A 13601-nucleotide genomic window follows, 5' to 3' on the forward strand; every position below is an offset into this window, starting at 1 on the left:
CGCAAGAGATGCGATGGATGTCTGATGATTTGTAGTCATAAATTTAAGTCCCCACTTGTTTCTAAGTGGGGACTAAATTAAGGCTTATAGGATGAATTCAGAAGGTGTGTTCAGCGGACGCTTACTATTGAGCCAAGCTGCATAAGCTTGAGACAACATTGGCCAATCCTGATCTAACATCGCAAACCAAGCGGTATCACGGTTACGACCTTTCACAATCACATGTTGACGAAACAACCCTTCAAATTGAAAGCCAAAACGCAAAGCAGCGTTTTTCGAAGGCGTGTTCAAGTCATCACACTTCCACTCCACCCGTCTATATCCCGCTGAAAAGCATGCTTTTAACAATAGATAAATGGTTTCTGTTGCGGCGGTTGATCGCTTCATTAAACTTGAAAAAAAGACATTGCCAATTTCGATGACAGCATGTGCTGGGCGTACATTGAGCAATCCAATCCACCCTACAATGGCATCACCGACCTCAATGACATAATGCATCGAACCGGTAAAATGAAAGGATTGCTGAAAATAATCACGCAATTGCTGCATGCTTTGAATTTGAGAATAAGGCAAATACGTCCAACAGCGTTCATCAGGTTCTAGTTGTACTGTCTGCCATAGCCGCTGTAAAAGACTATCATCAAGCTGATCGGGCAACATCGGAATAAGTCGAACAGATTGCCCCTCTTCGGTTTTACATCTGAACTGGCAAGGTACAAACTGCGCCAACGTCATCCCTACGGCCTGACCCCATTGATTATATTGTTGTGGCATAGCAAATATTCTTTTAGTCAATTCAATCAAATCATTTCATGTTGGACGCCCATCATCCAGATATCACAGCTTAAATGAGTTCATTGAGTGATGAGTGTATTTTTTACATTTAACACAAGATGTGATCGATATCACAGCTTTAAAATTTTACATGTGTATAAATAAAGCCTATTCCCTATAAATTTTAAGTTTTTTACCCAATTCAACCGTTCAGTAATTTCTTTAAACGCATTTTTCCATTACACTATTCCCTATAACTTTTGTGCTTTTACTTTCGATGTGAGATCGAAGCAAAAGCTGTCTGCATGCCTTTGAAAATTCGCGTGGCCTATAATTGCAATGAACCAAACTGTCCATAATTCTATGGAAGATGCTCCACACATTCGCGTTTTGGATGAGTGGCAAGAAGCTATTCCAGAAGATTTGTACATTCCACCCGCTGCATTTGAAATTCTATTAGAGCATTTCGAAGGACCACTCGACTTTCTGATTTACTTGATTCAAAAAAATGGCTTCGACTTATTACAAGTCGATATTGCACCAATTGCATCCCAATATTTGTCCTATATGGATGCAATGAAATCTCTAGATATTGAATTAACCGCAGATTATATGGTGATGGCAGCTTTATTGGCCGATTTAAAATCGCGTCTATTATTGCCAAAACCTAAATCGACCGCGGCACATGAACAAGATCCTAAACAAGAATTGATTGACCGTTTAGAAACGTATTTGCGCATCAAACAAGCTGCGGAAAGATTAGGTCAAATGACAGTATTGGATCGGGATACTTTCGATACCAATGTCAGTTTAGGAACGATTATCGAAACCAATGATGGCTATGACATTGAATTACTTCGTGATGCCATACTCTGTGTCTTTAATCGACCAGAACCGGTTACCCACCAAATTTTGCAAGAGCCTGTCTTACTCGAAGAACGTATTGCTTATATTGAAACTAAGCTAGAGTCAGGTGAAGTATTAGACTTTGCGGACTTACTCAAACCAAGCCAAGGCCGCATGGGTGTTGTCGTGACATTTATGGCCGTGTTGGAACTGACACGCCAACAAAAAGTCCAAATTGTCGCATCAGGTGTAGAAGCACCGCTTGCAATTCAAGGAGCACGTGCATGAACACTGAACTTAAACAAATGACTGCGGTGTCTTCAGAAGATAATCTGCATGAAATTTTGATGCAGCTTGAAGCCATTATTTTTGCCAGTGAAGCGGCAGTGAGTATTGCCCGTTTAAAAGAGGCTTTCCAAGACCGTTTCAGTAAAACCGAATTACGCCAATATTTGCAGCAACTTTCAATGCTGCAACACGGCAGATCAATTGAACTTGTTGAAACCGCTCAAGGTTTCCGTTTTCAAGTACGTGCAAAATATCGTAATATTATTGCACAGACCTGGCCTGAACGACCAACTCGTTTATCGCCATCCTTGCTCGAAACTCTTTCTGTCATTGCTTACCATCAACCGGTAACCCGCGCAGATATTGAGCAAATCCGTGGGGTGACCAACAATAGTCAAATTTTACGTACGTTATTTGACTGGAACTGGATTAAAGAATCTGGTTTTCGTGAACTCCCAGGACGACCCGCGTTGTTAGTTACAACGCCTCAATTTTTAAATGCTTTTGGTCTAACCTCTTTGGGCCAATTGCCTCCCCTGCAGGATGCCAAGGAAGCTTTTATGGCCCTCGATGCGAATGCACCGAAGTCATAAATAGGTGAACTGTTGATGATAATTTCTAAGGTTATGCTGTCATGAGTGAAAAATTGCAAAAGGTGCTCGCACGCGTTGGTTTGGGTTCTCGCCGTTATATGGAAGAAGTCATTGCCGCTGGTCGTGTGAGCGTAAATGGGCAAGTTGCCCAAGTGGGTGAACGTATTGAACCGGGTGATGAGCTTCGCATCGATGGTCGTAAAGTTCAGTTCCAAATTGAAGACGAGATTCGTCGCCGTGTGTTGATTTACTACAAACCAGAAGGCGAAATTTGCTCACGCAATGACCCTGAAAACCGTCCAACGGTATTTGAACAATTACCTCAAATTACAGGTGATCGTTGGGTAATGGTAGGTCGTCTAGATATCAACTCTACAGGTCTATTGCTGTTCACGAATGACGGTGAACTGGCGAACCGTTTAATGCACCCGTCTAGCGAAATCGAACGTGAATATGCCGTTCGTGTCATGGGTGAAGTCACTCCTCAGTTAAAAAACAACATGTTACAAGGCGTTGTTTTAGATGATGGTCCAGCAAAGTTTGAGTCATTCTCTGAAATTGGTGGTGACGGTATTAACCGTTGGTATCAAGTGGTCGTAAAAGAAGGTCGTAACCGCGAAGTTCGTCGTATTTTCGAATCTCAAGGCTTAAAAGTGAGCCGTCTTTTACGCACACGTTATGGTTCAGTAATTCTGCCACGCGAACTACGTACTGGTCGCTGGATCGAGCTAGATAAACAAGATATCGACAACTTGACCAAGTCGGTTGAGCTTAAACCACGTCAAGGTACTGGCCTGTTTGGTATGGCTAAACGTCGTACTGAACGTATGCAAGACAAACCAATGGCAGCACGTCGTGGTGGTTACTTACGCCAACAACGTCGTGACAGTGACGAAAACCTGCCACAACAAAGCAATGGTTATCAAGACAACCGTGGCGAACGTCGTACTGGTCGCACTGAAGGTGGTTTCCAAGGCAATGGATTTAACCGTTCAGAGCGTCGCAACGAAGGTTTCAACAATAACCGTAATGATCGCAACAGTGAAAACTTCGGTAACCGTGAACGTCGTAACGACAATTTTGGCAATCGTGAGCGTCGCAATGACTCTGTGCCAAGTCGTGCATTTAGCGGAAACAACAAAGGCTTTAAGAAATTTTAATTTCTTAAGTATAAAAAAACCGCTCATTTGAGCGGTTTTTTATACCAACACTAAACAAATTGTTCAGTGGTTTGTGGAATCGCACTCAGCAAGCGTTTGGTATATTCATGCTGTGGCGATCGATACAACTCATCCGAGTTTGCAATTTCAACGATATCACCATGGTTCATCACCATGATTTGGTCAGAAATATATTTCACCACAGATAAATCATGTGAAATAAAGATATAGCTCAAACCAAATTCATCTTGTAAATCTTGCAATAAATTTAGAACTTGGGCTTGAACCGAAACATCTAGGGCAGAGACAGACTCATCACAGATCAAAATTTCAGGCTTTAAGGTCAAGCATCGTGCAATGGCAATACGTTGACGCTGACCACCAGAAAACTCATGTGGATAGCGATAAAATGCTTGGGCAGGCAAACTGACACGCTCTAGTAAATCAAACGCCATTTGCTCTCGTTCTGCATCATCCTTCCCTATCTGATGCACTTGCATCGGCTCCATCAGAATTTGACCCACCGTAAAACGTGGATTAAGCGAAGCATATGGGTTTTGGAAAATGATCTGTATTTTGCGCTGATATTGGGTAAATTCTTTTTCGCTCATCGCCAAAATATCATGACCTTCAAACAGCGCCTGACCACCTGTCGCTTCCTGTAGACGCATCAGTAAAAGGCCGATTGTAGTTTTACCTGAGCCAGATTCTCCAACCAACCCGAGCGTTTTACCTTTCGCCAGTTGAAACGAGACACCTTTGACCGCCTGATACTCATCCTTACCAAATAAACCCTTGCGACTATAAAACGATTTTTTTAAGTCTTTGACATCTAAAATAATCTGTTCATTACCCGTAAGACCACGCGTTCGTTGTCTACGGGTTTCCTCAGATAAATGCACATCCTCAATCAGCTCATCACCATTTTGACGCATAAAATCACTGATCATCGGTAATTTATAAGGACGCTCTGACATCTGTGGACGACACTTAAGCAAAGCTCGAGTGTAGATATCTTTAGGATGATCCAGCACTTCATTGACCAAGCCTTGTTCACGGATTTCTCCATGACGCATGACAATCACCTGATCGGCAATTTCGCTTACCAATGCTAAATCATGCGTAATGAACAGCATCGACATCTCACGTTTCTTTTGCAAGGCTTCAAGTAAATCTAAAATTTGCTTTTGAATCGTCACATCAAGTGCTGTGGTTGGCTCATCTGCAATCAATAACTTCGGCTCACATGCAATTGCCATTGCAATCATGACCCGCTGTTGTTGACCACCTGACATTTGGCTAGGATAGGCATCAATTTTCGTTTCAGGAGAAGGAATACCTACTTCCTTCAATAATTCCAAAGTCCGTGCTCTTGCCTGCTTACGCCCCATACCTAGATGAAGTCGTAATACTTCGGCAATTTGATCGCCCACCGTAAAGACAGGATTGAGTGACGACATCGGTTCCTGAAAAATCATTGCAATATCTTTACCACAGATATTACGCATTTCTCTTGGAGACAGACTCAGTAAATCCTGCCCTTCAAAAATAATTTTACTCTTTGCATCTATACGGCTTTGATCACGTGGCAACAGCCCCATAGTTGCCAACGAGGTCACCGACTTGCCACTGCCAGATTCTCCCACAAGCGCCACAGTTGTATTGGCAGGAATGTCAAAAGATATTCCTTTGACCGTTTCGATATAGCTTTTATCTTCGGCTTTAAAGCTCACTTTCAGGTTTTGAACACTGAGGAGCGTTGGTTTAACAGTTTGATTTTGTTCCGTCATCCTTTACTCCTCCTTATTTCAATTTTGGATCTAATGCATCACGCAATGCATCAGTAAACATTGAAAATGCCGTAACCAAAACCGCCATCGCTACAGATGCTGCGATAAGTTGCCACCATTTACCTAAAATCAATTCACTTTGTGCTTCATTAAGCATACTTCCCCATGACACAACCCCAACAGGAACACCAAATCCCAAGAAGCTCAAAATCACTTCTGACTTAATAAAGGCCACCACTAAAATCGAGATTTGCACCAATGCAATATGACTGACGTTCGGAAAGATATGCACAAAGATGCGTCGGAAATGACTCACCCCTATCGCTTTGGCAGCGAGTACATATTCACGCGAAGTATGTTTCATATACTCTGCGCGAATCAGACGATACACCCCCGTCCATCCAGTAAGCCCTAGAATGAGGACAATCGATAAGATCCCCTTTTGCTGTAGTACAGCAGCAATCGCAAGAACCAAGAGCAAATACGGAATCGAGGTAAAAATGTTATAGAACCAGTTTAAAATATCATCAACCCAACCACCAAAGTAGCCAGAAATTGCCCCTAAAATTGTCCCAATCACGACAGCAAGTAATGCAGCTACCACGCCAACAATAATAGATGTTTCAGCACCCTTAATGGTTTTTTGCAGGACATCCTGCCCCCATTTATCCGCACCAAACGGTAAAGTTTGTTTTAGCTCGCTTTGTTGATCTAACAAATGACCACCCAATTGCTGATCAATCGCCTTCATATCTTCTGCTAATGGATCGACAACGCCATAGTAGTCAATTGCATTGGCACCACCTTGCTCAGTCGCAATCTCTGCATTCAGTTCAGCAATTACATCCTTTAAAGGATCAACAGGATTTTCAGGCAATGCCATATCTTCTGCTGATGCTTTGGTTTTGGCTGTTTCATTGAGTTCCGCCCCAATAAAACTTGGAGGTGCATAACTAACTGCCACTTCTTTATTCCAATTGGATGCAACCACGCCTGTCATCGACAATAGCAACACCACGAAATAGCACAGTACAACGAACAACGACACCATCGCTAATTTATCGGCCTTTAGGCGTCGCATCGCCAACTTCCACAAGCCAGTCGATGCAGGTGTTGATGCCGTTGCTTTGGTCTTATTGAATATTCCTAGCATAGGCCACCTACTTCAACTGAACGCGAGGATCGACAAGTTTATAAATCAAATCCGCGATTAAGTTAAAAATCATTGTAGCCGCTGCAACGTAGACTGTAATCGCCTTAATGACAGGGAAGTCACTGCGTTCAACAGCAATAATGACTTCACGACCAATACCCGGAATACCAAAGAATCGTTCAATCAGGAAAGCGCCTATCAGCAGTGCCGGTAGACTCGACATGACATCGGTAATAATTGGAATTGAGGCGTTACGCAGTACATGTACACCTAAAATACGGCTTTCACCCACACCTTTTGCGCGCGCAGTTCGAACATAGTCTTGATTGACTTCATCCAATACAAAACTGCGGTATAAGCGCAAAGTTGGCGCAATACTCACCACCAACATAATTAATATAGGCAGTAAACCGTATTTAAATAAGTTTTCGCTAAAGTGATCACTCCAGCCTTGAACCGGAAACCAACTCAACTGATATGCAAATACGTATTGGAAAACAATAATGTAAACCAAAATACTGATCGACATACCAATCGTACAAAGCATCATAATCATACGATCGGTTAATGTGCCACGAACTGAAGCCACAGCAAGTGCCAAACCAATTGAAATGATCGTTTGCAAAATAGTTAAAGGAATTAAAATCGTCAGTGACGGTCCTAGACGGGTCAAAATAATATCTGACACCGACTCACCTGTACTCCAACTCATTCCATAATCAAAAGTTAAAATCTGCTTAATGAAAATCCACAATTGTACATAATAGGGTTGATCAACCCCCAACTGTTGACGGATGTTTTCAATTTGCTCTGGGTTCGACATTTTGCCTGCTAGAATATATGCAGGGTCCCCACCTACCCAGTTAAATAAGAAGAATATGAGCAGAACAACCCCCAACATCGTTGGGATCATCTGCCATATACGCCGTATGATATATGCCAGCATAAAGTTGTCCTTACTTCACTCGTTGTCCAGTAATTTCATCAAAGAAAGCTTTGTTATCAGGTTTACGACCTAAGAAATCATGCACCAATTTTTCTGCTTCATATTGACCACCTTGCGACAAGATCGTTTTGCGGTAGCGTTGTCCCACTTCAGGGTTATTTAGGTTATCTCCGAAAGCAGACAACATATCGAGTGCCATCACTTCAGACCACATATAGCCATAATAGCCAACTTGATAACCGCCCATGATATGGTTGAATTGTCCTGGGAATTCAGTACTTGGGACATAGCCTAAAGCTGTCTCGCCTTCCATTTTCTTCCAAACATCTAAAGGTTTAACACTCAAAGCATCTGATGAGTGAAGTGCCATATCATATTTTGCATACAAGGCTTGACGTGCATAATGTAAACCACGTCCATAGCTATGAACTGCTTTTAATTTATTAATCAGGGCATCATCTACAGGTGGACACGCTGGATTACAGTAATTTGCAAGCGTAGATAAAGTTTCTTTACGACGTGCCCACTCTTCATACATTTGTGAAGGCGCTTCTACAAAGTCGCGCTCTACTGAAGTCCCCGATTGAGATGCATAGCGTGTATTGGACAAAATACCGTGTAAAGCATGACCAAACTCATGAACAAAGGTTTCAAGTTCATCACTATTTAAACCTTTACGGTTAAAGTTGGTCACTAAAGCAGAAATCGGTTTACGCTTAGTCAAGGTACTACCACCTTTTACGCCCCAAACAGCTGCATGACCGTACTTCCCTTCACGTGGGTATTTATCGATATATAAACCACCAAGCAGCTCACCGGTCTTTTTATCTTTTACATCATAATATTCAACTTCTGACTGCCAAACATCAACTTTCGCAGGCTTAAATTCAATGCCATAAAGGTCAGATGAAATGGCAAAAATCCATTCTTGAGATGCTTGGGTTGGGAAATAGTCACGCAATTTTTCTTGATCGATTTGATACTTTTCTTTGCGAAGTTTTTCACTCCAATAACTCTCACTCCAGCGATTGATTTCAGCTTTTTCGAGTGGAATTTTCAGGCTTTTCGCTTTGAACTCACGTAAAGTCTCAACTTCTTTTTTCTCTAAAGGTGCCACCGTTTGATGAACATCGGCTAAGAACTTATTCACTGTTTCAGGGTCTTTTGCCATACGGTGTTGCAACACCCATTCGGCATAGCTTTTTTTGCCAAAGAGCTGCGCAATTTCATAACGTAAATCCATTGCTTGCTTTAACAATACTAAGTTTTTCTCAGTACCACGACGCGTGAATGCAGTTTGGTAACGCTTACGCGCATCATCGCTTTCTGCTAGTTCCATAAATGGACGGTATTCTGGGTATTCAAAACCGAGCAAATAATTGCCCTTTTCATTTTTCTTTAAGCCCGAAATATAGCTGTCTGGCAAGCCTTTCAACTCCGCCGGTGTAAACTCCAGTTTTTCTTTATTATCTCGTACATTACGCGCATATTCTTGTTCAATTTTTGCTAATTCATCAAAGATAGCTTTCAAACGAGCACGTTTTTCAGGTGTAAATTGTACCCCTGTATTTTCAAAACCATCCAAGATGTCCTGACGCATTTTTTTATCAATTTCGTCATTGGTTTTGAGTTTTTTAATTTGCTCATAAAGTTTTGGATTTTGATAAACCGAAGTTTGAAACTCCATAATTTTAATTTCACAATCTTCCGCAGCCTTACGTAAAACCTCATCAGGATCGACGTTGCTATATAGTCCGATTGGTCCATAAAAATCTTCAAATTTGGCAAAAATATGATCCCACTCCGCCAAAACAGGTGCTGCTTTTGCATTATTTTTTATCTTTTTTTGCTCAAATGCCGCTAAATCTGTTTTCACTTGCTGAATTTTGGCATCACACAGCGCAGGTATTTCTTTGGCTTGGAACTTTGGCAAAGTACTCCGTATTGAATCTTCGGCTTGAACGAATTGGCTAGCGCCGATCATCAACATACTGAGGGTGGTGAGTTTCAAAGCTTTATTTTTCATAATTTCTCCAGTTTTGTTCCATTTTATTTTTTCGGGTCAATATCGATGTACATCCATTCTGTTGCCAAAATTGGATGCTTTTTATAACCAATCACGCGTGGTTGCGACAACACACTACGGTAACGTGCATAATTAATTTGGACAGGCATGTACACTTCTAATATGCGTGACATTTTCCGATAGATTGCATCACGCTCCGGTCCCGGTTCCATACGCTGCGTCTGTTCATATAAACGGTCGTATTCAGGAATTTTTGAACAGCCGTTGTTGGTGACATTGATATTTTTGCCATAGAACAATTGCATAAAATTGTCTGCATCTGGATAGTCTGCGATCCACGCAGATGCTTTAAACATTGTTTGACACTGTTTTTCGGCTTTTAAAGCTTCTGCAAATGGCATCGACTTTGTTGTCATTTTAATTTTGATGCTATCTAAAGTTTTCTTCCAAAATTCACCCAACTGCTGACTACGGCTACTATTGCCCGATATCGTCATTTCAATCGTAAGCGGTTTACCATTCGGTTGAGTACGCCAGCCATCTGCGCCGACTTTATAGTTATAACGATCGAGCAATAAATTTGCCGCTTTAACTGAGTATGGAATACTCGACTTATAATTCGGGTCATAACCGACAACGCCGAGTGGAATTGGGCTTTGTAATTTTTGTGCATCACCATTCATCAAAATTTTGATTTGATTATCTGCTGAATAAGCCATCGCCATTGCACGACGTAATGCAATTTTTTCTTTACTAAAACCTCCAACCACAGGGTTTTGCATATTCCAATAGTGATAGTCGATAGAGGGGTCAGAAATCCGCGACATTTGGATGCCTTTTTTAGCCAACTCAGGCTTTAGCTCTCCATCTTTTAAGGCTTGTACCGACAAATCTCCATCTAGTACCAACAAATCCGCTTCATTTTTTGCAAAGGTCAACCAACGTGATTGTGATTCTTCCATCACCTGAATATCAATCACGCCAATTTGCGGCATTTTTTTGCCTTGCATGACTTTTACAATCTTTTCATCTTTGGCATCTGATGCCTTGAAGTCCCAGACAAAACCACGATAGTTGGGATTGGCCTTTAAAATAATTCGTGAGCCAGGTGTCCAGCGCGTCAAAATATATGGCCCTGTACCCACCGGTTTACCCATCACAAAACCCGCTTTGTCTCGATATTTTTCGACCACTTCACGTGCCATAGCCGATGCAGGTTGATGAGCCAATAACATTGGAAAGTTTTGATCTGGAGAATTTAAACGAATGACAAGGGTATACCGATCAGGGGTTTGTATGCCTTCAATGGGCGCATCATAATCAAACTTACCTGTTTTTTTTGCCTTTTCTAAAACCTTCTCCATCCCTAAAATACGACCATCAAGTAGCCAACTGTTTGGTGAACGAAGTTGTGGATCGACTAAACGTCTAAAGGTATATGCATAATCAGCCGAGGTTAATTCTCTTTTTTTGCCTTTAAATACAGGATCATCAGCAAAAAAAATGCCTTTTTGCAGGCGAATGGTATAAGTCAAACCATCAGCACTGATTTCTGGCATCGCAGCAGCCGTTTTAGGAACCAACTTTGCCGGTGATGCTAAATAGTCATAGGTATATAAGGTTTCAAAGATTGAGGTATTCACATGTGCAGAATACAGATCATGTACGCCAACTGGGTCAAAACCTGTTTCTGCGACAGGGAAAATATGACGTAAAACTTTATTTGGATCTGCTGGATTCTTTGCCAATGCTAATGTCGGCATCGTAGTGAACAACACTCCCCCCATCAAACACGCTGTAGCAAATTTGGTTAGCGTAAAATTCGAATTTCGCTTCATTGTAATCCTGACTCAATTATTTTTTACTAGGCTGAATATCGAGATATTGCCAACTGGTGTTCATCATTGGATGTGTTTTATACCCCTGAATTTCAGGGTGAATTAACCAATTACGAATCCGTGTAGAATGGATAATCCAAGGGTTATCCGCTTCAATTTGACGGTTCATTTTTTCATAAAAAGGTTCACGATCTTTAGGTTTCAACACAATAGCTTGCTTATATAATGCGTCATAAGCTTTAGATTGATAACAACTTAAATTCCCTTGTCCTGAATTTGGCCCATATAGTAATTGAGCAAAGTTCTCCCCTTCAGGATAATCTGCAATCCACGCTCCAGACCACATCATATATTTACATTGCATTGCTTCTTTTAAATTGTCAGCAAAGTTACTGACCTTAAACTGTACCCGTATCCCAATGGCATCGAGATTTTTTTTCCACAACTCAGATTGAATCACTGATTTAGAGCTATTTTCAGTATTTATTTTTAAGATCAACGCTTTACCATCGGGCAAGGTTCGATAACCATCAGCACCTTTCTTATACCCAAATCGATCCAGTAATTTATTGGCCAGCAATGGATTATATCCCAAACTACTGCGATATTTTGGATTAAAGCCACTCACGCCTTCTGGTAAAAACATTTCAGCCTTTACGGCCTGCCCTTGATATAACTGTTTAATCGATTCAGCTTGATTGTATGACATGCTGATGGCACGGCGTAAAGCGATCTTTTCAAGGCTTTGACCACCGACAAGCGGGTCTTGCATATTGAACATGCTGTAGGTGATTTCAGCGTCTTTATTTGGATAATGCTTAATGCCGAGCTTTTGCATATCAGGCTTAAGTTTATTTTGAGAATCTAAGGCTTGTGGGACAGCATTTGAGGTCAATTTATCAAAATTTAGCTGCCCTGTTTTAAATGCTAACCACCGTGACTGTTCTTCTTCAATAATACTGACGGAAACCTTGCCGATTTGTGGCATTTTCTTCCCGTTCATTTCTTTAACTAACTGATTGTCCCAAGCGGTGCCTGTCGATTTAAAATTCCAGACAAAACCACGATAATTCGGGTTTGCAACCAATTCTATCTTGCTACGTGGAACATATTTACTGAGCTGATACGGTCCTGTTCCCACAGGATGCTGTGCAATTTTATTGCCATAAAATTCAACAACTTCTTTTGAAATTGCACCAAACGTAACATAGGCCAAAATATATTGAAAATTATAGTCAGGGCGCGTCAAAGTAATTTGCAAAGTATAAGGATCTATCGCTTTTAGGCCGGCAATAGCCGCATTGTAATTAAATTTTCCTGACTTCTTTGCATCCGCAACGACCGCATCCCCTCCTAAGATTTTGCCATCAATAAATGAATAGGTCGGAGAACGGTTAGCTGGATCTAAAATTCGTTGAATCGCGTAAATGTAATCTTGCGCAACTAGCTCGCGTTTTTTTCCCTTAAAGGCTGGATCATCTGAAAAATGGATGCCTCGTTTGATTTTGAAGGTATAGACTTTTCCTTCTTGTTCAATCTTTGGCATCGCTTCAATAGTATTTGGAACAAGAACAACAGGACGTGCTAGATAGTCATATTTCAATAAGGGTTCAAAAATGGCTTCCGCAATATTGCCACTATAATAATTATAGGTTTTGACCATATCAAAACCATCATCCGGTGCTTCAAATGCAATATTTAAAACTTTATTCGATTGTGCAGAAGCTTGAACCTCGGCCATCATCCCTGTTGAAATTAATAATGCAAGGAGCGCTATTTTAAATTTTCTAGTTTCCAAACCTTTTCCTTTCTGATGATTTTTTAATAATACAAAGCCGCAAGCAGACTTTAAATAAAGCCACCCTCACTAAAATAAAACAATCCAGTTTAAATTGAGTTTTAAACGTAGAACTTAATACAGCAATTAATATAAAGCGAAATTCATGCCACCACTCCTTGGTTGAAAGTTATCTGAATTAAATATCCTTTTAAATTCATTTTTTAAGATAAATTTATACTAATAGTGACTTTCCGAGTAAAGCTCGTTTTTATCAAAAATTCAACTCTTGGATGTGTACTCATCCATGCACATTCTGCACAAATATAATACATTCCTGATTCATAATGGATCACGATCAGATGAAATGACAGATAAAAGACAACTAAGCCACTGAATTTATAATTTTT

General features: G+C 40.9%; 10 protein-coding genes. 3 read left to right on the forward strand and 7 right to left on the reverse strand.

Annotated features, from left to right (window positions below; translation table 11 throughout):
* Nucleotides 1–84: 84 nt before the first annotated feature.
* On the reverse strand, nt 85–774 hold the full coding sequence (locus tag FTU16_RS14650; protein WP_180163549.1) for a GNAT family N-acetyltransferase: 690 nt from the start codon (nt 772–774) through the stop codon (nt 85–87).
* Nucleotides 775–1113: 339 nt separating this feature from the next.
* On the opposite strand from FTU16_RS14650, the gene FTU16_RS14655 reads away from it, so the two are divergent.
* Genes FTU16_RS14655 through rluB form a run of 3 tightly spaced genes read left to right on the forward strand, consistent with a single transcriptional unit; the run spans nt 1114 to nt 3661 of the window.
* The gene (locus FTU16_RS14655; RefSeq protein WP_180128844.1) at nt 1114–1908 is read left to right on the forward strand and encodes a ScpA family protein; all 795 of its coding nucleotides are present in this window, start codon (nt 1114–1116) and stop codon (nt 1906–1908) included.
* Entirely contained in the window at nt 1905–2501 is a 597-nt protein-coding gene (gene scpB / locus FTU16_RS14660; RefSeq protein WP_078190063.1) for an SMC-Scp complex subunit ScpB, read from the forward strand. The genes FTU16_RS14655 and scpB overlap by 4 nt, the downstream gene beginning before the upstream one ends.
* Nucleotides 2502–2542: 41 nt before the next feature.
* Complete coding sequence (gene rluB, locus FTU16_RS14665; protein WP_180163550.1) at nt 2543–3661, forward strand: 23S rRNA pseudouridine(2605) synthase RluB; 1119 nt, start codon at nt 2543–2545, stop codon at nt 3659–3661.
* A gap of 50 nt (nt 3662–3711) precedes the next feature.
* On the opposite strand, the gene FTU16_RS14670 is transcribed toward rluB, so the two are convergent.
* The 6 genes from FTU16_RS14670 to FTU16_RS14695 are packed head-to-tail and all read right to left on the reverse strand — an operon-like array spanning nt 3712 to nt 13158.
* Complete coding sequence (locus tag FTU16_RS14670; protein WP_180163551.1) at nt 3712–5451, reverse strand: ABC transporter ATP-binding protein; 1740 nt, start codon at nt 5449–5451, stop codon at nt 3712–3714.
* A gap of 13 nt (nt 5452–5464) precedes the next feature.
* The gene (locus FTU16_RS14675; protein ID WP_078190066.1) at nt 5465–6604 is read right to left on the reverse strand and encodes an ABC transporter permease; all 1140 of its coding nucleotides are present in this window, start codon (nt 6602–6604) and stop codon (nt 5465–5467) included.
* Nucleotides 6605–6611: 7 nt separating this feature from the next.
* On the reverse strand, nt 6612–7550 hold the full coding sequence (locus FTU16_RS14680; protein ID WP_078190067.1) for an ABC transporter permease: 939 nt from the start codon (nt 7548–7550) through the stop codon (nt 6612–6614).
* A gap of 10 nt (nt 7551–7560) precedes the next feature.
* Entirely contained in the window at nt 7561–9576 is a 2016-nt protein-coding gene (locus tag FTU16_RS14685) for a M3 family metallopeptidase (RefSeq protein ID WP_180163552.1), read from the reverse strand.
* Nucleotides 9577–9599: 23 nt separating this feature from the next.
* Nucleotides 9600–11414 (reverse strand): ABC transporter substrate-binding protein, encoded by a 1815-nt coding sequence (locus tag FTU16_RS14690; RefSeq protein ID WP_180163553.1) that lies wholly within the window; start codon nt 11412–11414, stop codon nt 9600–9602.
* 16 nt (nt 11415–11430) lie between these two features.
* Nucleotides 11431–13158 carry an ABC transporter substrate-binding protein gene (locus tag FTU16_RS14695; protein ID WP_180128855.1) on the reverse strand — a complete coding sequence of 576 codons (1728 nt, stop codon included), beginning with the start codon at nt 13156–13158 and terminating at the stop codon, nt 11431–11433.
* Nucleotides 13159–13601 lie beyond the last annotated feature (443 nt).

It is taken from the genome of Acinetobacter sp. YH12069 (assembly GCF_013419675.1).
In the GTDB taxonomy this organism is placed as follows: domain Bacteria; phylum Pseudomonadota; class Gammaproteobacteria; order Pseudomonadales; family Moraxellaceae; genus Acinetobacter; species Acinetobacter amyesii.

What these genes read in the sequence shown, in the direction of transcription:
- FTU16_RS14670 (WP_180163551.1), bottom strand. Translation starts at nt 5,451, where the DNA reads ATGACGGAACAAAATCAAACTGTTAAACCAACGCTCCTCAGTGTTCAA.
- FTU16_RS14695 (WP_180128855.1), bottom strand. Translation starts at nt 13,158, where the DNA reads ATGATGGCCGAGGTTCAAGCTTCTGCACAATCGAATAAAGTTTTAAAT.
- FTU16_RS14690 (WP_180163553.1), bottom strand. Translation starts at nt 11,414, where the DNA reads ATGAAGCGAAATTCGAATTTTACGCTAACCAAATTTGCTACAGCGTGT.
- scpB (WP_078190063.1), top strand. Translation starts at nt 1,905, where the DNA reads ATGAACACTGAACTTAAACAAATGACTGCGGTGTCTTCAGAAGATAAT.
- FTU16_RS14680 (WP_078190067.1), bottom strand. Translation starts at nt 7,550, where the DNA reads ATGCTGGCATATATCATACGGCGTATATGGCAGATGATCCCAACGATG.
- FTU16_RS14685 (WP_180163552.1), bottom strand. Translation starts at nt 9,576, where the DNA reads ATGAAAAATAAAGCTTTGAAACTCACCACCCTCAGTATGTTGATGATC.
- FTU16_RS14655 (WP_180128844.1), top strand. Translation starts at nt 1,114, where the DNA reads ATGAACCAAACTGTCCATAATTCTATGGAAGATGCTCCACACATTCGC.
- FTU16_RS14650 (WP_180163549.1), bottom strand. Translation starts at nt 774, where the DNA reads ATGCCACAACAATATAATCAATGGGGTCAGGCCGTAGGGATGACGTTG.
- FTU16_RS14675 (WP_078190066.1), bottom strand. Translation starts at nt 6,604, where the DNA reads ATGCTAGGAATATTCAATAAGACCAAAGCAACGGCATCAACACCTGCA.
- rluB (WP_180163550.1), top strand. Translation starts at nt 2,543, where the DNA reads ATGAGTGAAAAATTGCAAAAGGTGCTCGCACGCGTTGGTTTGGGTTCT.